The sequence below is a fragment of the Streptomyces sp. NPDC050636 genome (assembly GCF_040654775.1).
In the GTDB taxonomy this organism is placed as follows: domain Bacteria; phylum Actinomycetota; class Actinomycetes; order Streptomycetales; family Streptomycetaceae; genus Streptomyces.
Window position 1 is genome coordinate 32,414 of sequence record NZ_JBFAIP010000023.1, and the last position, 22,330, is coordinate 54,743.

Sequence of the window (22,330 nt, forward strand, 5' to 3'; positions counted from 1 at the left end):
CGTCGTGTACGTCGTGTACGTCGGTCAGCTATTTCTCTACGTAACGGAGGGAGCGCAGGCCCCGCTCCAGATGCCACTGCAGATACGCCGCGACGAGCCCGCTGCCCTCCCGGACATGCCGCGCCTCGCAGGCGTCCGCCGTCTCCCAGTCGCCGGTGAGCAGCGCGCCCAGGAGCCCGATGGCCTCAGAGGAGGGTACGACGCTTCCCGGCACCCGGCAGTCGCCGCATACGACGCCGCCCGACGCCACCGAGAAGAACCGGTTCGGACCGGGCAGCCCGCACTTGGCGCAGCTGCCGAAACTGGGTGCGTAGCCGTTCACGGCGAGTGAGCGCAGCAGGAAGGCGTCCAGCACCAGATGCGGTTCGTGCTCGCCGCGGGCGAGCGTCCGCAGCCCGCCGACCAGCAGCAGATACTGCTGCACGGCCGGCTCGCCCTCGTGGTCGGTGAACCGCTCGGCGGTCTCCAGCATCGCGGTGCCGGCGGTGTAGCGGGCGTAGTCGGTGACGATCCCGCCGCCGTACGCCGAGATCGTCTCGCTCTGTGTGCACAGCGGCAGCCCGCGTCCGATCAGCTCGCCGCCGCGCGCGAAGAACTGCACATCCACATGCGAGAAGGGTTCCAGCCGCGCCCCGAACTTCGATTTCGTCCGGCGCACGCCACGGGCCACCGCACGGACCCGGCCGTGGCCCCGGGTGAGCAGCGTGATGATCCGGTCCGCTTCTCCCAGCTTCTGGGTGCGCAGCACGATGCCGTCGTCGCGGAACAGACTCATGGAACCCATTCTCGCGCATCGGCGGGGCAGCCATCGGCCCCCTGCCCCGCGCCCCGGAATGACAGGGCCACATCACACCATCGTCCGGGTCATCGCGGGTGGAACGTGACCTTCCGTACTTCTCAGAACGCCGCTGGGGAACCAGCTCACGGCTCGTCAACTCCCCGGTAGCATCCGGTGATGATCGGCAGAAAATCGCCGTGACGGCAGGCCGACCCAGTACCCCATACGAGGATCTCGATGACATCCATACCGGAGGCGCTGTTGTGGTGCCTCAGCGCAGGTACGGCCGCCGCCGTGATCTTGGCGGCGCTCATGGTCCGCGCACGGAAGCAGTGCGCCGACCTGAGACAGCGCCTCACCGCCTCTGAGGAGCAGAACAGCGCCACGCTCCACAGCAATACGGAACTGTCGGCCCGGCTGCGGGCCACCGAGGCCGAGATCCGGCATCTGGCCGGGGCGCGGCTCCCCGACCTCACCATGGCGCTCGCCCATCCGCATGTGCCCGTGCGCGGGCTGCTGGACTCCCGGTTCGCCGGGTCGGAGACGGATCACGCACTGACCGCCGTACTGGACCAGATCGGCGAGGCGGTCACCAACGAGCGGCAACGCGTCGACGCGGCCGCGCAGTCCACCCTCCGCGGCGCGACCACCACCATCCAGGCGCTGCTCTACCGGCTCCAGACGGCCCTTCAGACCATGCAGCACCGCTACGACGACCCGCAGATCGCCCAGGACCTGCTGGACGCGGACTTCCTCAACGAGCAGGCGCTGCGCCGTATTCAGGCCACCGGTGTGGTGTGCGGCGCCTGGCCGGGGCTGACCCGCGAGGACTCCTACCTCGCCGAGCTGGTCGTCGGCGCCACCTCCCGGCTGCGCGGCTACGAGCGCGTCCAGGTCAGCAACCAGCTGCGCGACCCGGTCGCCGTCGTCGCCCGTGCCGTCGAACCGATCGCGATCACCGTCACCGAGCTGCTGGCCAACGCGCTGCACCACTCGCACCAGGAACTGCCCGTCACCATCACCCTCCAGCAGGGCAACAAGGGCGCGTCGGTCATCATCGACGACTACGGCGTGGGCATGCACGACGACGAGATCAAGCACGCGATGGAGCTGCTGTCCGGTGACGACGGCCTGCTGCTGACCCAGCTCGGCGACCCGCCGCGGTCCGGTTTCGCAGCCGCGGGCCAGCTGGTGCGGCAGTACGGCTTCGGCGTGCATGTGGAGCCGTCCCCGTACGGCGGTGTGCGCGCGGTCGTCTACATCCCCGGCGATCCCCTCCTCACCGTCCTCGACGAGAGTGCCCAGCCCATGTCCGTGATGGCTCCGCAGCCGCACCGTTCGGGTGTGCCGGACCGGTCCTCGTCCGTGCTGCCCACGGGTGCCGCGACGCCCTCCTCGGCCGCCGCACCCGCCCCGTCCACCGCGCGGCACGCCTCCCCCAAGGACCTTCGACAAGCTCCGGTCCAGGGGGGACCCCCATCCCCGGCTCCGGACCCGGCGGCCCGGCTCGATGCCGCACCCGCCGCACCCGACGCCCCCGCCGACGGCGAACTCCCGCGCCGGCGCCGCCGTCAGCCGACGTCCGAGCTCGAACAGAACGCCCCCCGCGCCGAATCGATTCCCCCGCGCTCCCCGGAAGAGACCGCCTCCCGCTGGGCCGCACTCCAGCAAGGCACCGAATCCGGCCGGGCCGCAGCCCAGTCAGAACCCCCTCGCAGTCCCGAAGGGAACGCCCACTGATGAACAGCCCCACTCGCCGCCGTGTCACCGAGGACAAGTCCTGGGTGCTGGCACCCCTCCTGGAGCTGCCGCATGTTATCCACGCAGCCGTCATCTCCGGCGACGGATTCATCGAGGGCGCCTCGCCCGGTCTGAAGCGCGACGCCGCCGAGGGCGTCGCGGCGATGATGTCCGCGCTCCAGGGCGCCGGGCGCGCCGTCACCGCGGCGTTCGCCGACCAGGACGACGCCAGGCTGCGGCAGACCGTCATCGAGTCCGAAGAGGGCTGGGTCTTCGCGATCCCGGCGGGCGAGAACACCTGCCTGGCCGTCTTCGCCGCGCCCGAGGTGAACATGGGCGTGGTCGCGCACCATATGCAGATCCAGGTGACGACCCTGGGCAACAAGGTCATGAACAGCCCGGCTCGGGACCTCGGTAATTCGGCATGACCCCGCGCCAGAGCAACAGGCGCCTCGTACCGGCCTATCTGGCGACCGGCGGACGCGCCCGACCCAGCCGCAACACGTTGGACCGGCTCTCCCTGCTGCACAGCGCGGGGATGCCGATCACCAGTGAGGTACGTCCGGAAGAGCGCCGGATCCTGGAGCTGCTCCAGCCCGGCGCCCTGTCTCTGGCCGAGGTCGCAGCCCACCTCCACCTGCCCGTCAGCGTGGTGAAGGTGCTGGTGGCCGATCTTGTCGATGCCGGCCGCCTGCACGCCCGTGTCCCCATCCCCGAAGCCGAGCAATTCGACCGGCAGATCCTGGAGAGGGTTCTCGATGGACTCCGCTCTCTCAAGTCCTAGCACCGGCGCCGCACCCGGTCCCCTCACCGGCAGCATGTACCTTTCCGGCGACGACCAGACGCTGGTCAAGCTCCTGGTCGCGGGGCCGTTCGGGGTCGGCAAGACCACACTCATCCGTGCGCTCTCCGAGACCCCGCCGCTGCACACCGAAGAGGTCATGACGCAGACCGGCGCGATCGTCGACGATCTCGCCGGTGTCCGGGACAAGACCACCACCACCGTCGCCATCGACTTCGGGCGGCTGACCCTGCCCGGGGACCTGGTGCTCTATCTGTTCGGCACGCCCGGACAGAGGCGCTTCCGTCCCCTGTGGCAGGACATCGCCCGTGGCGCGCTGGGCGCCCTCGTCCTCGCGGACACCCGCCGGCTGGCGGACTCCTTCGAGGTGATGGACATCGTCGAGGAGGCCGGGCTGCGCTACGCCGTCGCGGTCAACACCTTCCCCGACGCGCCGCAGTACGACGTCGAAAAGCTCCGCGACGCCCTCGATCTGCACCCCGAGACGCCGCTTGTGCTGTGCGACGCCCGCGACCGGGACCAGTCCGTCGACGCGCTGATCGCGCTCGTCGGCCATGTCCTGGCCCACACGCCCCAGGAGAACCAGAACTCGTGACTTCCCCGCACCAGCCGGGTGCCACACCGCCACCGGGCTGCCCGGCACACGCCGCACCACCGCCGCGGGGCGCTGCCCAGCCTCCGGCCCAGCCCGACGCACACGCGCCGGTGAAGCTCTACGGACCGGACTTCGCCGCCGACCCGGACCGCTTCTACCGGCACCTGCGCCAGTACGGCGCGCTGGCGCCCGTCGAGATCGCGCCCGACGTGACCGCAATGCTGGTCACCGACTACCGGGCCGCACTGGACCTGCTGCACGACGACAGCACCTGGTCCAAGGACTCCCGGGCCTGGATGCAGACCGTCCCGGCCGACTCGCCGATCATGCCGATGCTGGGCTGGCGCCCCAACGTCTTCTTCAGCGACGGCGCGGCGCACCACCGCTACCGCGAGGTCATCACCGACAGCTTCCGTCTCGTCGAACCGCATGAGCTGCGCGCGCGTACCCACCAGGCCGCGGACACCCTCATCCAGCAGTTCGGCGCGCGCGGCGAGGCCGACCTGATCGCCGAGTACGCCCGCCTCATCCCCCTCCTCATGTTCAACGGCCTCTTCGGCATGTCCGACTCCTACAGCGAGCGGCTCATCGAGGCCATCGCCGGGATGCTGGAGGGCAACTCCCCCGAGGAAGCGGCCGCCGCCAACGAGGCGTTCACGACGTGCATCATGGAGCTCGTCGGCGCGAAGAAGGCACAGCGCGGGCCGGACCTGACCTCCTGGTTCATGGACCACCCCAACGAACTGTCCGACGAAGAGCTGGTCCACCAGATCATCCTGACGATGGGCGCGGGCAACGAACCGCTCGCCAACCTCATCGGTAACGCGCTCTCCCGGATGCTCTCCGACGACCGCTACTACAACACCCTGTCGGGCGGCGCGCTGACCGCACACGACGCCATCAACGAGGTGCTGTGGCACGACCCGCCGCTCACCAACTACTCCGCCCACTTCCCACTGCGTGACGTGTTCTTCCACGGCACCTGGGTCCGCGCGGGACAGCTGGTGATGGTGTCCTACGCGGCCGCCAACAACCAGTTCGGCACCGGGTCCCTGGACCGGCCCGGCTCGGGCAGCGGCTCGCACCTCTCGTGGGCGGCGGGCCCGCACGCCTGCCCCGTGAAGCGACACGCACTGCTGATCGCCACCACCGCGATCGAGCGGCTCACCGCCTGGCTCTCCGACATCGAACTCGCCGTGGAACACAGCGAGTTGGTGTGGCGCAACGGCGCCTTCCACCGGGCACTCGCCGCCCTCCCCGCCCGCTTCACCCCGATCACCCCCGACCAGGCAGGAGCCACCCCATGGCACAACAGGGACAGCAGCCCGTCGTCATCGACCCGGTCGGAGCCGATATCCACGGAGAGGCGGCCCGCCTCCGCGAGCTAGGCCCGGCCGCCCTCGTCGAACTCCCCGGCGGCATCGAGGCCTGGTCCGTCACCAGCCACACGCTCCTCAAGGAACTCCTCACCGACGCCCGCGTCTCCAAGAACCCGCGCGAGCACTGGCCGGCCTGGCAGCGCGACGAGATACGCGGCAGCTGGCTGCAGTCCTGGATCGGCGTCACCAACATGTTCACCGCGTACGGCGCCGACCATCGGCGGCTGCGCAAACTGATCGCCCCGGCGTTCACCGCCCGCCGCACCGACGCCATGCTGCCGTGCGTGGAGCGCATCACCGCGGCGCTCCTGGACGGCCTCGCGGACGTCCCCGCCGGCGAAGTCATCGACCTGCGCGAGGCGTTCACCCACCCCCTCCCCATGCAGGTCATCTGCGAGCTGTTCGGCTACCCGGAGGGCGAGCCGCGCGCCGAACTGGCCCGCCTCGTCCAGGCCATCATGGACACCACGGCCACCCCGGAGGAGGCCAGCGCCACCGCCGCTTCCGTAGGCGCGCTCCTGAGCGACCTGGTGGCCGGCAAGCGGGAACGGCCCGGCGACGACCTGACCAGCCTCCTGGTCTCCGCCCGGGACGACGACGGCGAGCGGATGACGGAACAGGAGCTCCTCGACACCCTGCTCCTCGTCATCGGCGCCGGTCACGAGACCACCGTCGATCTCCTCGGCAACGCCGTCACCGCCCTCCTGACCCACCCCGACCAGCTCAAGCTGGTCCTCTCGGGCCAGTCCTCCTGGGACGACGTCATCGAGGAAACGCTGCGCTGGGTCCCCAGCATCGCCAGCCTCCCGCTCCGCTTCGCCGTCGAGGACATCGCCATCCCGGACGGCCCCACCATCCGCAAGGGCGAAGCGATCCTCCCGGCATACGCGGCGGCCGGCCGCGACCCCGGGTTCCACGGCGACACCGCCTCCCACTTCGACATCCAGCGCCAGGCCGGCGAACACCTGGCCTTCGGCTACGGCGTCCACCGCTGCCTCGGCGCCCCCCTGGCCCGTATGGAGGCCCGAACCGCCCTCCCGGCCCTCTTCGCCCGCTTCCCCGACATCCAACTGGCCGCCCCTGCCGAGGACTTGGTCCCCACCGGCGGCTTCATCTCGGGCGGCTACCGGACGGTGCCGGTGCGGCTGACGCGAGGCTGACCCGCTCCGCGAGCTCTGCGTGCGCGACCCCGCCACCTTCCGGGTGGCGGGGTCGCGGCGTTCGGGCCGGGGTGTGTCAGGACGGCGTACGCGCCGCCGCCAGCAGCCGGTTGGTGTCGGCCGGGCGCAGCAGCAGGGCGGCGCCGACGGTGCTCAGAACCTCGCGTTCGGCGGGGGTGTAGGAACCGTCGGCCAGGGCGATGCGGGCGCCCTGGAGGAGGAGGGACTCGCGGCCGGCCGGGGCGAGGTGGGGGGCCAGCGGCTCCAGGGACTCGTGGAGCTCTATGGCCAGTGCGGTGCCGCACGGGTCGAGGCCGTTGTGGCCGCACTCGCCGCCGGTCACCGCGTCGTAGGTGCCGGTGAGGCGGCCGGTATCGGCGGCGAGGGCGGCGAGGAGGGTGAGCAGCTGGTCCTCGGAGCAGTCGGCGAAGCCCGCCGCGCGGACCGTACAGACGGCGGTGTCGCGTACGGCGCTGGAGGAGGTGCCGCCGGCGGCCAGCAGGGCGAGCGTGATGGTGTGGACGGCGTCCCGGAGCATTGCGGAGAAGCGGACGGTGGTGGGGTGGTCCAGGGCGTCCAGGCCGAAGTGGCCGTGGCAGGCGGAGCATGCGAGGACCGGGCCCGCGGCGCCGCGGGAGAGGACGGGGACGCCGAGGACGGTGAGCCGGCGGCGGCCTGCCTGGCGGAGGTAGTTGCGGTCGCCGCCGCAGTCCGGGCAGAAGAACTCGCCATCGGCGACGGTACGCCAGGACGTGCGCACGCCCATCACACACATCTTGTGCATCACGTCAGTCCTCCGTAACTCTCCCGTACCCCCCAAGGCACGGGAGATACCCCCACGACCCCATCGCCATGTGGGACGTGATGTTAGCCACATCGGTGATGCGGCGTCAGCACCTCTCACCGGACTACTGGCCGGATGGCGAAGGGCCCCACCCCTCCGGAGGGAGCGTGCCGAGGCCCGTTGACGCCGGTCATGACGCAGTGCAGGACGCTGTCAGGGCGCAACCGGGAGCCGGGGGAACATACGTACGTCACCCGTGACGGGCATCGGGGACTTGGCCTGAACCATGGGGTTGGCGGGGCTGCCGGGAGTGGCCGGCAGGCCCCGCCGAACGATGGGGGTCCCCCCGCGCCGTTCAGGCGTGGGGGAAGGTCAGCGGCCCGCGCGGTTGACCGCCGAGACGATCGCCTTGATCGAGGCGCGGACGATGTTCGCGTCGATGCCGACGCCCCACAGCACCTTGTCGCCGATCGCGCACTCGATGTACGCGGCGGCCTGGGCGCCGGCGCCCTCGCTCAGGGTGTGCTCGCTGTAGTCCAGCAGGCGCACATCCACGTCGACGGCGTGCAGCGCGTCGAAGAAGGCGGCCAGCGGGCCGTTGCCGGTGCCGGTCAGCACCGTGTCGGCGCCGTCCACCACGGCCTCGACAGTGAGCGCGTCGGTGCCCTCGCTCGTCGACGAGGTCTGGGCGGTGCGCAGCGCGATCCGGCCCCAGGCGTTGTCCGGCGTGGGCAGGTACTCGTCCTGGAAGACCGACCAGATCGCGGCCGGCGTGACCTCGCCGCCCTCGGAGTCGGTCTTCTCCTGGATGATCCGGGAGAACTCGATCTGCATCCGGCGCGGCAGGTCCAGCTTGTGGTCGTTCTTCAGGACGTAGGCGATACCGCCCTTGCCGGACTGCGAGTTGACGCGGATGACGGCCTCGTAGGAGCGGCCGACGTCCTTGGGGTCGATGGGCAGGTACGGGACCGCCCACTCCAGATCATCGACGGTGACGCCTGGGCCCTGGGCGGCCGCGTCGGCCTCCATGGCGTCGAAACCCTTCTTGATGGCGTCCTGGTGGGAGCCGGAGAAGGCGGTGTAGACCAGATCGCCCGCGTAGGGGTGGCGCGGGTGGATCTCCATCTGGTTGCAGTACTCGGAGGTGCGGCGGATCTCGTCGATCTGGGAGAAGTCGATCTGCGGGTCGACGCCCTGGGAGAAGAGGTTCATGCCCAGGGTGACCAGGTCGACGTTGCCGGTGCGCTCGCCCTGGCCGAACAGGCAGCCTTCGATGCGGTCCGCGCCGGCCATGATCGCCAGCTCGGCGGCGGCGACGGCGGTGCCGCGGTCGTTGTGCGGGTGCACCGACAGGCATACATGCTCGCGGCGCGACAGGTTGCGCGACATCCACTCGAAGCGGTCGGCGTGGGTGGACGGCGTGGAGCGCTCCACGGTCGCGGGCAGGTTCAGGATGATCTCGCGGCCGGCCTCGGGCTGCCAGACGTCACAGACGGCCTCGCAGACCTCCAGGGCGAAGTCCAGCTCGGTGTCGGTGAAGATCTCCGGGCTGTACTGGTAGCCGAAGATCGTCTCGTCGCCGAGGATCTTGTCGGCGTACTCCATGACCAGTCGGGTGCCGTCCACCGCGATCTGCTTGACCTGCTCCTTCGAGCCGCGGAAGACGACCCGGCGGAAGGTGGGGGCGGTGGCGTTGTACAGGTGGACGGTGGCGCGGTGGGCGCCGCGCAGCGATTCCACCGTCCGCTCGATCAGTTCCTCGCGGGCCTGCGTCAGGACGGAGATCGTCACGTCCTCGGGGATCGCGCCCTCTTCGATGATGGAGCGGACGAACGCGAAGTCGGTCTCGCCGGAGGACGGGAAGCCGACCTCGATCTCCTTGTAGCCCATGCGCACCAGCAGGTCGAACATCTCGCGCTTGCGGGCCGGCGACATCGGGTCGATCAGCGCCTGGTTGCCGTCCCGCAGGTCCGTCGACAGCCAGCGGGGGGCGACGGTGATGCGGTTGTCCGGCCAGGTGCGGTCGGGGATGTCCACGGCGTCGTACGGGCCGTACTTGTGGACCGGCATCCCGGAGGGCCGCTGCAGCTGAGTCGCGTTGGTGACCGGGGTGCGGCGGCCGACGGCATTGTCTGCGGGGCTCGACGGATTCGTCATGGTGCGTAGGGCTCCTCGTGTGTCCACTGGGTAGGGACGGCCGACGGGGCGAAAGATCGCAACACCGAACTCCGCGGGGAGGGGGTCGGCCTACGACTACAGGCCCTCGCCGCGGCAGCTAAGGAGAAGCAGCCCGAAACGCATGATGCACAGCACCCTAGCCGAGGTACGCCGTGAGTGGCGGTCGCGTATCAGTATGCGGGACCGGACGGACGTAACAGCAGAATTGCGACCAACCACACGTTTTCAGGAATCTTGGCGGCAGGCAGTGACAGCAGGGTCACACAATGCCACCGTTTTGTTCATGGACTCCACTGTGACCCCACGCACCCCGGCCTCCCCCGTCTTCTGCACCATCATCCCGCCGCACGTCCTCGACGCCCTGGCGCGGAACGACGACCCCGCACGGCACGAGCCCGCCCGCCGCACCCTCGACCACGACCACCGGCAGCGCACCCGGCGCCGCGAAGTCGCCGCCCGCGGCTTCACCCCGGGAGATCCGGGCGCCGCGGCGGACAAGCCCCACCGCACCATCTACGACGCCGAGCACCGGGAGGAACTGCCCGGCACAAAGGTGCACTCCGAGGGCGACAAGCCCGCCAAGGACGCCTCCGTCAACCGCGCGCACGCCGGCCTGGGCGCCACGTTCGACCTGTATCTGGAGGTCTACGGCCGGAAGTCCATCGACGGCGCGGGCCTGCCGCTCGACGCCACCGTCCACTACGGCGAGAAGTACGGCAACGCCTTCTGGGACGGCGAGCGGATGGTCTTCGGCGACGGGGACAACGACCTGTTCCTGGACTTCACCATCCCCGTCGACGTCATCGGCCACGAGCTGACGCACGGCGTCACGCAGTACACCGCCAACCTCGACTACGAGGGCCAGTCCGGCGCGCTGAACGAGTCGGTCTCGGATGTCTTCGGCGCCCTGATCAAGCAGTACGCCCTCGGCCAGAGCGCCGACCAGGCCGACTGGCTGATCGGCGCCGGGCTCCTCGGCCCGGGCGTCGACAACGGTACGGCGCTGCGCTCCATGAAGGCACCCGGGACCGCGTACGACGACGATGTCCTGGGCAAGGACCCGCAGCCCGCGACGATGAAGGACTTCGTCGAGACGGAGGACGACAACGGCGGGGTGCACATCAACTCCGGCATCCCCAACCACGCCTTCTACCTCGCCGCCACCGCGCTCGGCGGCAACGCCTGGGAGCGGGCCGGGCAGATCTGGTACGACGTGCTGACCGGCGGCGAGCTCGCCAAGAACGCCCGGTTCGCCGACTTCGCCGCGCTCACCATCGCCGCCGCCCGCACCCGGTTCGGCGACGGTGACGAGCATCAGGCGCTGCTCAAGGCCTGGTCGCAGGTCGGAGTGACCGGCAAGGACACCGGGAAGGCGGCCGGCGAATAGCGGCACCGCGGCCGCCCCGCCGCCGTACCGGGTAGGAGGCCCTCATGCGCATTCAGATCCGACGTACCGGTGGCTTCGCGGGCATCGAGCGCCGCGCCGAGGTCGACACCTCGGAGCGGCCCGATGCCGGCGACTGGCACACCCTGGCCGAAGAGTCCGTCGCCGCCGCCCATGAGAAGCCCCCGGGCGGGGTGCCGGACGGCTTCAGCTACCAGATCACCGTCGACGGGCGGACGGTGTACTGCTCCGACCCCCGGTTGACCGACGCACAACGGAAGTTGATCACCCGGGTGATGAAGGAGGGCGGCTGACCGACGGCCGAAGGGGGCGGGCGCCTCAACTCCCCGCCCCCGCACACCCGTTACGTGCACATCCCTTACGCGCGCATCCCTTACGCGCACATCCCTTGACAGTGTTACCGGCGGTTACGAAGATCCGTCCATGACAACGGTGCCGCACGATCCGCGTCGACCGCTCCCCCGCTTCCCCCGCGACTTCCTGTGGGGCGTGTCCACCTCGGCCCAGCAGATCGAGGGGGCGGTGGACGAGGACGGGCGGGGGCCCTCGGCCTGGGACGCGTTCACGGCCGAGGCTGGGCGGGTCAAGGACGGGTCCGATGCCCGCGTCGCGACCGATCACTATCACCGCTACCGCGAGGATGTCGCACTGCTCAAGGAGCTCGGGGTCGGGGCCTACCGCTTCTCGGTGTCCTGGCCGCGGGTCGTCCCGGACGGCCGCGGCGCGGTCAACGCGGCCGGGCTCGACTTCTACGACCGGCTGGTGGACGAGCTGCTGGCGGCGGGGGTCGAGCCGGTGCCGACCCTGTTCCACTGGGACACTCCGCAGGCGCTCGAAGCCGGTGGCATCGGCGGGTCCGCCGCGACTGGTGGCTGGCTCGTACGGGAAACCTCCGAGCACTTCGCGGCGTACGCGGATGCCGTGGCGGCCCGGCTCGGGGACCGCGTCGACCGGTGGATCACGCTCAACGAGCCCGCCGAGCTGACACTGCTGGGCTACGGCCTGGGGCAGCACGCGCCCGGCCGCCGGCTGCTCTTCGACGCGCTGCCCGCCGCCCACCACCAGCTGCTGGGCCACGGCCTAGCTGTCCAGGCGCTCCGCGCCCGCGGCGCGACGAACATCGGCATCGCCAACTCGCACGGCCCGACCTGGTCGGCGTCGCGGTCCGAGGCCGACACCGGCGCCGCCGACCTGTACGACCTGCTGCTGAACCGGCTGTTCGCAGACCCGGTCCTGCTCGGCCGCTACCCGGACGAGGAGCTGGCGGCGCTGCTGCCGGGCCCCGTCGCGGACGACCTCAAGATCATCTCCCAGCCGCTGGACTGGTACGGCATCAACTACTACCAGCCGACACTGGTAGGCGCCCCGGACCCGGCGGCGACCGCCCCCACCGACTTCGGGGGCATCCCCCTGCCACCCGAACTCCCCTTCTCCCCCAGGGAGATCGAGGGTCGTCCGCGTACCGACTTCGGCTGGCCGGTGGTCCCCGAGGCGCTCACCGAGCTGCTGCTGTCCTTCCGCGAGCGGTACGGGGCGAGCCTGCCGCCGGTCATGATCACCGAGAACGGCTGCTCGTACGACGGCACCGAGGACCCGGACCGGATCGCCTTCCTCGACGCCCACCTGCGGGCCCTCCACGACGCGATATCCGCCGGAGTCGACGTCCGCGGCTATTTCGTCTGGTCCCTGATGGACAACTTCGAGTGGGCCGAGGGGTATGCGCGGCGGTTCGGCCTGGTGCACATCGACTACCGGACCCTGGCCCGTACGCCGAAGTCCTCCTACCACTGGCTACGGGACGCGCTGCGCGACCAGGCCGCCCGGGGATGAGCCGGGCGGGCGGGGCCGGGAAGCCCCGCGCCGCCGCGGCGGCTCCGCCGGCGCTGGCGGAGCCGTCGGCGCTGGCGGAACCGTCCGAGCGGGCCGGCCGCGGCTGGACCGCCTCGCTGTCGCTGGCGAACTGCGCGATCTGGGCCGGCTGGTACGGCCCGCTCCAGATCCTGCTCGCCCTCCAGGCCGCCGAGGTCGCGCCGCCCGGCACCGCCAAGGAATCCGTACTGGCCTGGGTAGCGGGCCTGGGCGCCGCGGTCTCCCTCCTCGCCAACCCCCTCGTCGGCGCGCTGTCGGACCGTACGACGTCCCGCTACGGGCGCCGTATGCCGTGGGTCCTCGCCGGGGTGCTGGGCGGGGCCGCCTCCCTGACCCTGCTGGCGTCGGCGCGGACCGTCCCGCTGATGATGCTGGGCTGGTGCCTGGTGCAGCTCACGCTGAACGCGGCCTTCGCGGCGGTCACCGCGGCCGTCCCGGACCGCGTCCCGCACCTCCAGCGGGGCGCGGTGGGCGGCTGGCTGGGCGCCGCGCAGATCCTGGGCGTTCTGGCCGGCACGGGGCTGGCCACCCTGGCAGGCGGATTGGTGGCCGGCTACCTGGCCTGCGCTGCCTTCACGCTCCTGGCGACCCTCCCGTACGTCCTCCTCCACAAGGACCTGGTGCTGCCGGCCGACCGGCGCCCGCCCTTCACCTGGCGGGCCTTCCTCGCCGGCTTCTGGATCAGCCCGCGCCGCCATCCCGACCTGGGCTGGGCCTGGCTGACCCGCTTCCTCATCAACCTCGGCAACGCGCTGGCGCTGCTCTACCTGCTCTACTACCTGCGGGATGCGCTGCACCACCCCGACCCGGACGGCGGGGTCCTCGTCCTGACAGCGGTCAACGGCGCAACTCTCCTCGGCACCGTCGTCATCAGCGGAATCTGGTCCGACCGGGTCGGCCGCAGGCAGCCGTTCGTACTGTGGGCGGGCGCGATCATGGCAGCGGCCACCGTGCTGCTGGCGGCCTGGCAGACCTGGCCGGGGGCGCTGTGCGCGGCGGCGCTGCTGGGCGTCGGCTTCGGCGTCTTCACCTCGGTCGACTTCGCGCTGATGACGGACGTCCTGCCGGCCGCCGCCCACCGCGGCAAGGACCTGGGCATCATCAACATCGCCAACTCCCTGCCCCAGGTGGCCGCCCCGGCACTGGCCGCGCCCCTCGTGAACCACCTGGGCGGCTACCGGGTGCTGTATCTGGTCGCCGCGGCGATCGGACTGCTGGGTGCGGTGCTGGTGCGGCGGGTACGGGGGGTGGCTTAGGGCCTGCCCGATGGGTGGGGGTCGGGCCCGCGGCGTGCTGCCGCACCGACTGCCCGCCTGGTGCTAGAAGCCCAGCTTGCGCAGCTGCTTCGGGTCGCGCTGCCAGTCCTTGGCGACCTTGACGTGCAGGTCGAGGAAGACCGGCGTGCCGAGGAGCGCCTCGATGTGCTTGCGGGACTTCACGCCGACGTCCTTCAAGCGCTTGCCCTTCGGGCCGATGATGATGCCCTTCTGGCTGGGGCGCTCGATGTAGACATTCGCGTGGATGTCGAGGAGCGGCTTGTCGGCGGGGCGGTCCTCGCGCGGGATCATCTCCTCGACGACCACCGCGATGGAGTGCGGGAGCTCGTCGCGTACGCCCTCCAGCGCCGCCTCGCGGATCAGCTCGGCGACCATGACCTGCTCGGGCTCGTCGGTGAGATCGCCCTCGGGGTAGAGCGCCGGGCTCTCGGGGAGCAGGGGGACGAGGAGGTCGGCGAGGAGGGAGACCTGGGTGTCGCCGACCGCCGAGACCGGGATGATCTCGGCCCATTCGATGCCCAGCTCCTTGCCGAGCTGGTCGATGGCGATCAGTTGCGCGGCCAGGGCCTTGGAGTCGACCAGGTCGGTCTTGGTGACGATGGCGACCTTGGGGGTCTTCTTGATGCCGGCGAGTTCGGTGGCGATATAGCGGTCGCCGGGGCCGAGCTTCTGGTCGGCGGGCAGGCAGAAGCCGATGACGTCGACCTCGGCCCAGGTGGTGCGGACGACGTCGTTGAGGCGTTCGCCGAGCAGCGTGCGCGGCTTGTGCAGACCAGGGGTGTCGACGAGGACCAACTGCGCCTCGGGGCGGTGCACGATCCCGCGCACCGTGTGGCGGGTGGTCTGCGGCCGGTTGGAGGTGATGGCCACCTTCGTGCCGACGAGAGCGTTCGTGAGGGTGGACTTGCCCGCGTTCGGGCGGCCGACGAAGCACGCGAAGCCGGCGCGGTGCGGGGCGGAGGAGTCTGTACGAACGCTCATGGCGCCCATTCTCCCCGATCCCCGGGGACTCTCCGACCACCGGCCGGTCGTCGTCGCCACGGGAGCCGCGCCGGACGGGGCGCGGGATACGGGCGAGGGTGTAGGCGGACAGCTCGATCCAGGCGGCGGCACGGTTCTCCGCGATGTGCGCGGGGGCGGGTGCGGCTGCCGGGAGGAGGGCGGGTCCCTCGTGGGAGGAACCCTGCCGGTCCTCGTCCAGGGCCTTTCCGACCCTGCCCCATCGGACAGGCCCTACGCCTCGCCCGCCGGCACCGTCGTGCGCAGGGCACCGTCGAGGCCCGCGACCAGAACCGGCGTCTCCGGGCCGCCCAGGTCGCGTACGGCGGCGCGGTCGGCGTCCGCGGCGCTCTCGGCCTCGGTGACAACGGCCGCGGCCTCCAAGGACGTGGCCCCGCTGGCGACGGCCATCGCCACGGCCGTCTGCAACGCGCTGAGCTGCAGCGAGTCCAGGGCGACCGTGCCCGCGACGTAAGTGCGGCCGGTCTCGTCGCGTACGGCGGCGCCCTCGGGCACGCCATTGCGGGCCCGCGCCGAGCGCGCGAGCGTGATGATCTTGCGGTCTTCGGGGTCCAGCGGTGCGGCTTCGCTCATACGGGCGAGCATATGCGGGGCACGGCGGGACGGCCTCAAGGGGCGGGCGGGCCTCATGGGTTACGGCCCTCATGGGGGTACGGCGTCGGCCCCCGCCCGCCGGCCCGCCGGCCCAGGACGTTTCCCTGGTCGCGGCCGGCCTGCGGCGGGTCCGTACCGGGCGCCGAGGCCGCGCCCGCAGGGATTGCTGCGGCCGACTCCGTACGGATGCTGACGAGGGCGGCTGCCCCGCTCCCCTGCACCGGGGCAACCACCCTTCAGCACCGCCCGGTCAGCACGCCGGGATCACACCGGGGATCACGTCGAACCGCTGCAGCTCACCACGAGGGAGCTGCCGGTGCCCGAGCCGGAATCCTTGTCGATGGACTTGCCGTCGACGAGCATTTCGCAGGCGACCTTCCCCTTCTTGCTGGCGTCCACCGGCCCGACCGAAATACTCGGGAAGCGGTCCGGGTCCACCTTGTACGTCTTGGACCACGGCGCCTTGACGTTCTTGATTTCCTCGCTGTGGCCGCTGTCTTCCGTGGTACCCCCCAGGGTCAGATCCAGCGGCAGGTCCGAGGTCACCTTGAACTCGACGGAACGCTTGCCGTCGCCCGCCGCGGAGCCCCCTCCGCCGCCCTTGCTCTCCGAACTCCCGGATTTCTTGTCGCCCTTGGAGCTACCGGAGTCGTCGGAGCCACTGGAGCAGCCCGTCAGCAGAGCCGCCACGGCGACCAGGCCGACCGCGGCATTGAGTGCACGCATACTGCTTCAACTTTCCTCTCACGCAAAACGGTTGGCGCTTTCGGCAACCGGCCCGAGCGATCTTTCCATGGCGCTCACGACGGAATCCAGCTTCCCGAAACATGGAACTCAGAACATTTCCAGTGCACTCGGGATCAGGAAGAAAGCGTGAAAGAGTGGTGATGAATACCAGAGGGTTTACCGGAGGATTTACCGGAGGAATTCCCGGAAGGCAAGGGATCGGTCGGCGGACGACCACCGCATCAGGACGGCTACCGCATCACGACGGCTGCCGCATCAGCCGTCGGACCGGCCGCCGGACCGCTGTTCGTCGGCCCCGCTCCCGCCCTCCGAGCGCATCGGTTCACACAGCACCGTGATGATCTTGTTGCGGCGACCGGCCGGCGATTCGGCGGTCAGCCGCAGCCCCTTCAGGCCCGGGTCCGAGGCGTGGTCCGAGAGATCGACCTCGGCCGTGGCACCCGCGATCGGCACCCGCCCGAGAAGCTTGGCGAGCAGTCCGCCGACCGTCTCGACGTCCTCGTCGTCCAGCTCGGCCAGGCCGTAGAGCTCACCGAGGTCACCGATGTCCAGCCGGGCGGTGACGCGGTAGCGACCGTCCCCGAGGTCCTCGACGGGCGGCAGCTCCCGGTCGTACTCGTCGGTGATCTCGCCGACGATCTCCTCCAGGATGTCCTCGATGGTGACGATGCCGGCCGTGCCGCCGTATTCGTCGATGACCACCGCGACGTGGTTGCGGTCCTGCTGCATCTCACGCAGCAGATCACCGGCGTTCTTGGTGTCCGGGACGAACACCGCCGGACGCATCGCCGAGGAGACCAGCTCGGTTTCGGCGTCCCGGCTGATGTGCACCTTGCGGGCCAGGTCCTTGAGGTAGACCACACCGACGATGTCGTCCTCGTTCTCGCCGGTCACCGGGATACGGGAGAAGCCGGAGCGCAGCGCGAGGGTCAGCGCCTGGCGGATGGTCTTGTAGCGCTCGACGGCCACCAGGTCCGTACGCGGCACCATCACCTCGCGGACGAGGGTGTCGCCGAGCTGGAAGACGGAGTGCACCATCCGGCGCTCCTCGTCCTCGATCAGCGACTCCTTCTCGGCGAGGTCGACCAGCGAGCGCAGCTCCGCCTCGGAGGCGAACGGGCCCTTGCGGAAACCCTTTCCGGGGGTGAGGGCGTTGCCGAGGAGGATGAGCAACTGCGGGATCGGGCCCATCACTCGGGCCAACGGCAGCAGGACGTACGCGGCGGCGGTCGCGGTGTTGAGGGGGTGCTGGCGGCCGATGGTGCGCGGGGAGACGCCGACGGCGACGTAGGAGACCAGCACCATCACCGCGGTGGCGACGGTCAGTGCCTGCCAGGTCTCCTCGAAGGAGCGCAGACAGGCGTAGGTGACGAGGACGCCGGCGGCCATCTCGCAGCCGACCCGCACCAGCAGCGCCACGTTCAGATAGCGGGTGGGGTCGGCGGCGACGGCGGCGAGCTTGGCGCTGCCGCGGCGGCCGGATCTGACGGCTTCCTCGGCGCGGAAGCTCGTCGTACGCGCCAGACCGGCCTCCGCGCAGGCGGCGAGCCAGGCGATCACGACGAGCAGGACCGCTACCGCGATCAGCTGGGTGGTCATCGGAGGTGCCCGGTCAGCTCACGGTGGGGGCCGGCGAGGGGCCGGTCAGGCCCTTCTCCGCGCGCCAGCCGTCGATGATCGCCGCTTGCAGGCCGAACATCTCGGCCTTCTCGTCGGGCTCTTCGTGGTCGTAGCCGAGGAGGTGCAGTACGCCGTGGACGGTCAGCAGCTGGAGTTCCTCGTCCATGGAGTGCCCGGTCGGCGCCTCCTCGCCCTGCTTCTTGGCGACCTCGGGGCAGAGCACGATGTCACCGAGGAGCCCCTGCGGGGGCTCCTCGTCGTCCTTGGCCGGCGGACGCAGTTCGTCCATCGGGAAGGACATGACATCGGTCGGGCCGGGGAGGTCCATCCACTGGATGTGGAGCTGCTCCATGGCCTCGGCGTCCACGACGATGACGGACAGCTCGGAGAGCGGGTGGATGCGCATCCGGGCGACGGCGTAGCGGGCGACGTCCAGGACGGCCTGCTCGTCGATGTCCGTGCCGGACTCGTTGTTGACGTCGATCGACATGTACCTGGGTCTTACTTTCCGTTGCGGCTGTCGTACTTCTCGTACGCGTCGACAATACGGCCGACGAGCTTGTGCCGGACGACATCCTGGCTGGTGAGGAGGGAGAAGTGGACATCGTCCACGCCGTCCAGGATCTCCCGGACCTGGCGCAGACCGCTCTTCGTACCGCCCGGGAGGTCGACCTGGGTGACGTCACCGGTGATGACGATCTTCGACTCGAAGCCGAGGCGGGTGAGGAACATCTTCATCTGCTCGGGGTTGGTGTTCTGCGCCTCGTCGAGAATGATGAACGCGTCATTGAGCGTACGACCCCTCATATACGCCAGCGGCGCCACCTCGATCGTCCCCGCCGCCATCAGCCGCGGAATCGAGTCGGGGTCGAGCATGTCGTGCAGCGCGTCGTAGAGCGGGCGCAGATACGGGTCGATCTTCTCGTAGAGGGTGCCGGGCAGGAAGCCCAGCCGCTCGCCGGCCTCGACCGCGGGGCGGGTCAGGATGATGCGGTTGACCTGCTTGGCCTGGAGCGCCTGCACGGCCTTGGCCATGGCGAGATAGGTCTTGCCGGTGCCGGCCGGGCCGATGCCGAAGACGACCGTGTGGTGGTCGATGGCGTCGACATAGCGCTTTTGGTTGAGGGTCTTGGGGCGGATCGTGCGGCCACGGTTGGAGAGGATGTTCTGGGTGAGCACCTCGGCGGGCGTCTCGGCCGCCCCTTCGCCGTTCTCCGCCGCGCGCAGCATGGCGATGGAGCGTTCCACTGCGTCCTCCGTCATCGGTTGTCCGGTGCGGAGCACCAGCATCATCTCGTCGAACAGGCGCTGGATGAGAGCGACTTCGCGGGCGTCGCCGACAGCGCTGACTTCGTTGCCCCGGACATGGATGTCGGTCGCCGGGAAGGCCTTTTCGATCACGCGCAGTAGCGAGTCTCCCGATCCCAGGACCGTGACCATCGGGTGCTTGGCCGGGACCGTGAACTGGGCGTGCGCCTGCGGTTGCGTGGGTGTCTGAGTCATGGGCCGGCTCTTGGCCTGCTCATCCCTCTCTCTGCACTCGACTCCTTGGGATACCAGAGTACGACGGTGCACTGACAACACCCGAGGGCTTTTCCACGGCCGCCCGCGGAGCGCGGCCGTCCCCCTCCGCCCCCTCCGCCGCCCGGCGCCGCTCAGGCCGGCCGGCGGAAGCCGATCGTCGGGACGGCGCGGGCCAGCGGGGCCGGCCGGTACGCCGCCGGCAGCACCGCGTCGAGGAACCCGTACTGGCGGCGCAGCCCGGCCGACGCCCCCGCCTCGCACCCCCGGACCCGCTGCCACCACGCGGCGATCTCCGCCCAGCCCGGTGCGGCGAGCGAACCGCCGAATTCCTGCACCGACAGGGCGGCGCTCAGCCCCGCGAAGGCCAGCCGGTCGGCGAGCGGCCAGCCGGCGAGGGTGCCGGTGACGAACCCGGCGACGAAGACATCTCCGGCGCCGGTCGGGTCCAGCGCCTCGACGTCGATGGCGGGCACCTCGGCGGTGTCCCCGGTCCGCCCGTCCACGGCGCAGGCGCCCTCCACGCCCATGGTGACCACCGCGAGCGGGACCCGTTCCGCGAGCTTGCGGGCGGCCGCGCGCGGGCAGTCCGTGCGGGTGTAGCGCATCGCCTCCTCGGCGTTGGGCAGGAACGCCTCGCAGTGTTCGAGGTCCGCGAGGTCGGCCGGGTCCCAGCGGCCGCTGTCGTCCCAGCCCACATCCGCGAAGATGCGGCTGCCGCGGCCGGCCGCGCAGCCCAGCCAGCCCTCCCGCCTGCCCGGTACGAGCGAGGCGACGCAGGCGCGGGACGGCGGCGGGCAGCCCGGCGCGTGCTTGCCGTCGAAGGCGGATTCGGGCGGCGGCGCCTCGTGGCCGTGCGACACCATCGTGCGTTCGCCCTCGTACGCCATGGAGACGGTGACCGGGGAGTGCCAGCCGGGGACCGTGCGTGACAGCGCCAGGTCGATGCCTTCGCCCTGCTCCAGGGCCTCCCAGCAGTATTCGCCGTACATGTCGTCGCCGAACGCCGCGGCCAGCGAGGTGCGCAGCCCGAGGCGGGCCAGCGCGGTGGCCATGTTCGCGACGCCGCCGGGGCTGGAGCCCATGCCGCGGGCCCAGGACTCGGTGCCGCGTACCGGGGCGGAGTCCAGGCCGGTGAAGATGATGTCCAGGAAGACCGTGCCGGTGAGATAGACGTCGGTGCGCGGGTCGCCGTCGGCGCGCACCGCGGCCAGCGGATCGAGCACCGCCGGCACGGCACCCGTGTGCGCGGGTACGGGAACACCCGGGACATCTGTCGGGACACCGCGTGGACCACTGCTCACCGTGCTCGCCCCTCTCGCTCCAGCAGGTGCCGCCAGTGTGCCTGATGCTGAGGTACGTTCCGCCCCATGAGGCTCTCGATTCTGGGCGGTGGCGGTTTCCGGGTGCCGCTGGTCTACCGCGCGCTGCTGGACGACCCGGCACGCTCCGTCTCCGAGGTGACGCTGTACGACACCGATCCGCTGCGGGTGACGGTGATCGCCGACATCCTGGCCGGGCTCGCGGAGGGGCGTCCCGAGCCGGTATCCGTACGAGTGGCGAAGGATCTGGACGACGCGTTGACCGGCGCCGATTTCGTCTTCTCCGCGATACGGGTGGGCGGCACGGCCGGGCGGATCCGGGACGAGCGGATCCCGCTGTCGGAGGGCGTGCTCGGCCAGGAGACGGTCGGCGCCGGCGGCGTCCTGTACGGCCTGCGGACGATCCCGGTGGCGCTGCGCATCGCCGAACGGGTCGCCGCCCTCGCGCCGCGGGCGTGGGTCATCAACTTCACCAATCCCGCGGGCATGGTCACCGAGGCGATGTCCCACGTGCTGGGTGACCGAGTCATCGGGATCTGCGACTCACCCGTAGGGCTGGTGCGCCGGGCGGCCCGCGCGGCCGGCGCCGACCCGGCGGCGTTCCGGGACACAAGCCGGGTCTCGTACGACTACGTGGGGCTCAACCACCTCGGCTGGCTGCGGTCGTTGACCGTCGACGGCACCGAGCTGCTGCCGGAGCTGCTCGCCGACGATGCCGCGCTCGGCTCCTTCGAAGAGGGCCGGCTGTTCGGTCCCGACTGGCTGCGCACCTTGGGCGCGCTGCCGAACGAGTATCTGCACTACTACTACTTCCGCCGGGAGACCCTGCACTCCCTGCGGGACACCCACGAGACCCGTGGTGAGTTCCTCGACCAGCAGCAGGGCCGCTTCTTCGAGCGGGCCGCGGCGGCGGGCGGCCCGGACGCGGCGTACACGCTGTGGGAGCGGACGCGGCTGGAGCGCGAGGAGACGTACATGGCGCACAGCCGCGAGGCCAGCGGCGGCTGGCAGCGCGACAGTCATGACCTGGAAGGCGGCGGCTACGACCGGGTCGCGCTGGCCCTGATGCACGCCATCGCGGGCAACAGCGGCGCCCGGCTGATCCTCAACGTCCGCAACGGGACGACGGTGCCGCAGCTGGCGCCGGACGCGATCGTGGAGACGGTGTGCGAGGTCGGTTCCCAGGGCGCCCGCCCGCTGCCCTGCGGGCCTCTGCGCGAGGACCAGTTGGGGCTGATGCTCCAGGTCAAGGCGGTGGAACGGGCGGCGGTGGAGGCCGCGACGTACAAGGACCGGGGCGCTGCGCTGCGCGCGCTGGCGCTGCATCCGCTGGTGGACTCCCCCGCGGTGGCCGCCCGCATCCTGGAGCGGGCGGCCGAGGAAGAGTGACGTCGGGGCGCGGGGCTGGGCGGCACCTTGCCGATCAGGTCGTGAGCCAACGGAATACCGCCCACCGACCCCGCGTTGTGGCCCCGCAGGGGGCTCTCGCGTCCCCTACGGGATGTGTTCGCCCGCGCCCTAGGGACACTCCACGTCCCT

General features: G+C 70.9%; 21 protein-coding genes. 11 read left to right on the forward strand and 10 right to left on the reverse strand.

What is annotated here, in order from left to right; translation table 11 throughout:
• Nucleotides 1-28 precede the first annotated feature (28 nt).
• A complete protein-coding gene (gene recO, locus AB0I10_RS19085; RefSeq protein WP_363153658.1) occupies nt 29-775 on the reverse strand; it encodes a DNA repair protein RecO in 747 nt (248 codons plus the stop codon).
• A 240-nt stretch (nt 776-1,015) separates the two neighbouring features.
• On the opposite strand from recO, the gene AB0I10_RS19090 reads away from it, so the two are divergent.
• Genes AB0I10_RS19090 through AB0I10_RS19115 form a run of 6 tightly spaced genes read left to right on the forward strand, consistent with a single transcriptional unit; the run spans nt 1,016 to nt 6,454 of the window.
• The gene (locus AB0I10_RS19090) at nt 1,016-2,518 is read left to right on the forward strand and encodes an ATP-binding protein (protein WP_363153659.1); all 1,503 of its coding nucleotides are present in this window, start codon (nt 1,016-1,018) and stop codon (nt 2,516-2,518) included.
• The gene (locus AB0I10_RS19095; protein WP_363153660.1) at nt 2,518-2,946 is read left to right on the forward strand and encodes a roadblock/LC7 domain-containing protein; all 429 of its coding nucleotides are present in this window, start codon (nt 2,518-2,520) and stop codon (nt 2,944-2,946) included. Before AB0I10_RS19090 ends, AB0I10_RS19095 begins: the two co-directional genes overlap by 1 nt.
• Entirely contained in the window at nt 2,943-3,302 is a 360-nt protein-coding gene (locus tag AB0I10_RS19100; RefSeq protein WP_363153661.1) for a DUF742 domain-containing protein, read from the forward strand. The genes AB0I10_RS19095 and AB0I10_RS19100 overlap by 4 nt, the downstream gene beginning before the upstream one ends.
• Before the next feature lie 34 nt (nt 3,303-3,336).
• Nucleotides 3,337-3,915, forward strand: coding sequence for an ATP/GTP-binding protein (locus tag AB0I10_RS19105; protein ID WP_363153662.1), 579 nt, complete (start codon nt 3,337-3,339; stop codon nt 3,913-3,915).
• Complete coding sequence (locus AB0I10_RS19110; protein ID WP_363153663.1) at nt 3,912-5,303, forward strand: cytochrome P450; 1,392 nt, start codon at nt 3,912-3,914, stop codon at nt 5,301-5,303. Before AB0I10_RS19105 ends, AB0I10_RS19110 begins: the two co-directional genes overlap by 4 nt.
• Nucleotides 5,219-6,454 (forward strand): cytochrome P450, encoded by a 1,236-nt coding sequence (locus AB0I10_RS19115; protein WP_363153664.1) that lies wholly within the window; start codon nt 5,219-5,221, stop codon nt 6,452-6,454. The genes AB0I10_RS19110 and AB0I10_RS19115 overlap by 85 nt, the downstream gene beginning before the upstream one ends.
• A gap of 76 nt (nt 6,455-6,530) precedes the next feature.
• On the opposite strand, the gene AB0I10_RS19120 is transcribed toward AB0I10_RS19115, so the two are convergent.
• Together AB0I10_RS19120 and leuA are read right to left on the reverse strand one after the other, a co-directional pair.
• Nucleotides 6,531-7,238 carry a TerB family tellurite resistance protein gene (locus tag AB0I10_RS19120; RefSeq protein WP_363153721.1) on the reverse strand — a complete coding sequence of 236 codons (708 nt, stop codon included), beginning with the start codon at nt 7,236-7,238 and terminating at the stop codon, nt 6,531-6,533.
• Between the two features lie 372 nt (nt 7,239-7,610).
• The gene (gene leuA, locus AB0I10_RS19125; RefSeq protein WP_363153665.1) at nt 7,611-9,395 is read right to left on the reverse strand and encodes a 2-isopropylmalate synthase; all 1,785 of its coding nucleotides are present in this window, start codon (nt 9,393-9,395) and stop codon (nt 7,611-7,613) included.
• A gap of 304 nt (nt 9,396-9,699) precedes the next feature.
• Between leuA and AB0I10_RS19130 the strand changes: the two genes are divergently transcribed.
• The 4 genes from AB0I10_RS19130 to AB0I10_RS19145 all read left to right on the forward strand — a co-directional run bounded on the left by AB0I10_RS19130 (nt 9,700) and on the right by AB0I10_RS19145 (nt 13,946).
• A complete protein-coding gene (locus AB0I10_RS19130) occupies nt 9,700-10,803 on the forward strand; it encodes a M4 family metallopeptidase (protein WP_363153666.1) in 1,104 nt (367 codons plus the stop codon).
• 44 nt (nt 10,804-10,847) lie between these two features.
• Entirely contained in the window at nt 10,848-11,114 is a 267-nt protein-coding gene (locus tag AB0I10_RS19135) for a protealysin inhibitor emfourin (protein ID WP_363153667.1), read from the forward strand.
• Nucleotides 11,115-11,244: 130 nt separating this feature from the next.
• Nucleotides 11,245-12,651, forward strand: coding sequence for a GH1 family beta-glucosidase (locus AB0I10_RS19140; protein ID WP_363153668.1), 1,407 nt, complete (start codon nt 11,245-11,247; stop codon nt 12,649-12,651).
• Entirely contained in the window at nt 12,648-13,946 is a 1,299-nt protein-coding gene (locus AB0I10_RS19145) for an MFS transporter (RefSeq protein ID WP_363153669.1), read from the forward strand. The genes AB0I10_RS19140 and AB0I10_RS19145 overlap by 4 nt, the downstream gene beginning before the upstream one ends.
• Before the next feature lie 63 nt (nt 13,947-14,009).
• Here the strand turns inward: AB0I10_RS19145 and era are convergent, their stop codons facing one another.
• The 7 genes from era to AB0I10_RS19180 form a co-directional block, all read right to left on the reverse strand.
• Nucleotides 14,010-14,948 (reverse strand): GTPase Era, encoded by a 939-nt coding sequence (gene era / locus AB0I10_RS19150; RefSeq protein WP_363153670.1) that lies wholly within the window; start codon nt 14,946-14,948, stop codon nt 14,010-14,012.
• 252 nt (nt 14,949-15,200) lie between these two features.
• Nucleotides 15,201-15,560 (reverse strand): cytidine deaminase, encoded by a 360-nt coding sequence (locus tag AB0I10_RS19155; RefSeq protein WP_363153672.1) that lies wholly within the window; start codon nt 15,558-15,560, stop codon nt 15,201-15,203.
• A gap of 297 nt (nt 15,561-15,857) precedes the next feature.
• Nucleotides 15,858-16,307 carry a hypothetical protein gene (locus AB0I10_RS19160; RefSeq protein WP_363153673.1) on the reverse strand — a complete coding sequence of 150 codons (450 nt, stop codon included), beginning with the start codon at nt 16,305-16,307 and terminating at the stop codon, nt 15,858-15,860.
• Between the two features lie 276 nt (nt 16,308-16,583).
• Complete coding sequence (locus AB0I10_RS19165) at nt 16,584-17,927, reverse strand: hemolysin family protein (protein WP_363153674.1); 1,344 nt, start codon at nt 17,925-17,927, stop codon at nt 16,584-16,586.
• A 13-nt stretch (nt 17,928-17,940) separates the two neighbouring features.
• Nucleotides 17,941-18,438 carry an rRNA maturation RNase YbeY gene (ybeY, locus tag AB0I10_RS19170; RefSeq protein WP_363153675.1) on the reverse strand — a complete coding sequence of 166 codons (498 nt, stop codon included), beginning with the start codon at nt 18,436-18,438 and terminating at the stop codon, nt 17,941-17,943.
• Between the two features lie 11 nt (nt 18,439-18,449).
• Entirely contained in the window at nt 18,450-19,451 is a 1,002-nt protein-coding gene (locus AB0I10_RS19175; protein WP_363153676.1) for a PhoH family protein, read from the reverse strand.
• 152 nt (nt 19,452-19,603) lie between these two features.
• Nucleotides 19,604-20,704, reverse strand: a complete 1,101-nt coding sequence (locus AB0I10_RS19180; RefSeq protein ID WP_363153677.1) for a PfkB family carbohydrate kinase — start codon at nt 20,702-20,704, stop codon at nt 19,604-19,606.
• Between the two features lie 135 nt (nt 20,705-20,839).
• Here AB0I10_RS19180 and AB0I10_RS19185 point away from each other — a divergent pair, with 135 nt between their 5' ends.
• Nucleotides 20,840-22,180 (forward strand): 6-phospho-beta-glucosidase, encoded by a 1,341-nt coding sequence (locus AB0I10_RS19185; protein WP_363153678.1) that lies wholly within the window; start codon nt 20,840-20,842, stop codon nt 22,178-22,180.
• Nucleotides 22,181-22,330: the final 150 nt, after the last annotated feature.

Coding starts and splice junctions, on each gene's coding strand:
- recO (WP_363153658.1), bottom strand. CDS start 775: ATGAGTCTGTTCCGCGACGACGGCATCGTGCTGCGCACCCAGAAGCTG.
- AB0I10_RS19090 (WP_363153659.1), top strand. CDS start 1,016: ATGACATCCATACCGGAGGCGCTGTTGTGGTGCCTCAGCGCAGGTACG.
- AB0I10_RS19095 (WP_363153660.1), top strand. CDS start 2,518: ATGAACAGCCCCACTCGCCGCCGTGTCACCGAGGACAAGTCCTGGGTG.
- AB0I10_RS19100 (WP_363153661.1), top strand. CDS start 2,943: ATGACCCCGCGCCAGAGCAACAGGCGCCTCGTACCGGCCTATCTGGCG.
- AB0I10_RS19105 (WP_363153662.1), top strand. CDS start 3,337: ATGTACCTTTCCGGCGACGACCAGACGCTGGTCAAGCTCCTGGTCGCG.
- AB0I10_RS19115 (WP_363153664.1), top strand. CDS start 5,219: ATGGCACAACAGGGACAGCAGCCCGTCGTCATCGACCCGGTCGGAGCC.
- AB0I10_RS19120 (WP_363153721.1), bottom strand. CDS start 7,238: ATGCACAAGATGTGTGTGATGGGCGTGCGCACGTCCTGGCGTACCGTC.
- leuA (WP_363153665.1), bottom strand. CDS start 9,395: ATGACGAATCCGTCGAGCCCCGCAGACAATGCCGTCGGCCGCCGCACC.
- AB0I10_RS19130 (WP_363153666.1), top strand. CDS start 9,700: ATGGACTCCACTGTGACCCCACGCACCCCGGCCTCCCCCGTCTTCTGC.
- AB0I10_RS19135 (WP_363153667.1), top strand. CDS start 10,848: ATGCGCATTCAGATCCGACGTACCGGTGGCTTCGCGGGCATCGAGCGC.
- AB0I10_RS19140 (WP_363153668.1), top strand. CDS start 11,245: ATGACAACGGTGCCGCACGATCCGCGTCGACCGCTCCCCCGCTTCCCC.
- AB0I10_RS19145 (WP_363153669.1), top strand. CDS start 12,648: ATGAGCCGGGCGGGCGGGGCCGGGAAGCCCCGCGCCGCCGCGGCGGCT.
- era (WP_363153670.1), bottom strand. CDS start 14,948: ATGAGCGTTCGTACAGACTCCTCCGCCCCGCACCGCGCCGGCTTCGCG.
- AB0I10_RS19155 (WP_363153672.1), bottom strand. CDS start 15,560: ATGAGCGAAGCCGCACCGCTGGACCCCGAAGACCGCAAGATCATCACG.
- AB0I10_RS19160 (WP_363153673.1), bottom strand. CDS start 16,307: ATGCGTGCACTCAATGCCGCGGTCGGCCTGGTCGCCGTGGCGGCTCTG.
- AB0I10_RS19165 (WP_363153674.1), bottom strand. CDS start 17,927: ATGACCACCCAGCTGATCGCGGTAGCGGTCCTGCTCGTCGTGATCGCC.
- ybeY (WP_363153675.1), bottom strand. CDS start 18,438: ATGTCGATCGACGTCAACAACGAGTCCGGCACGGACATCGACGAGCAG.
- AB0I10_RS19175 (WP_363153676.1), bottom strand. CDS start 19,451: ATGACTCAGACACCCACGCAACCGCAGGCGCACGCCCAGTTCACGGTC.
- AB0I10_RS19185 (WP_363153678.1), top strand. CDS start 20,840: ATGAGGCTCTCGATTCTGGGCGGTGGCGGTTTCCGGGTGCCGCTGGTC.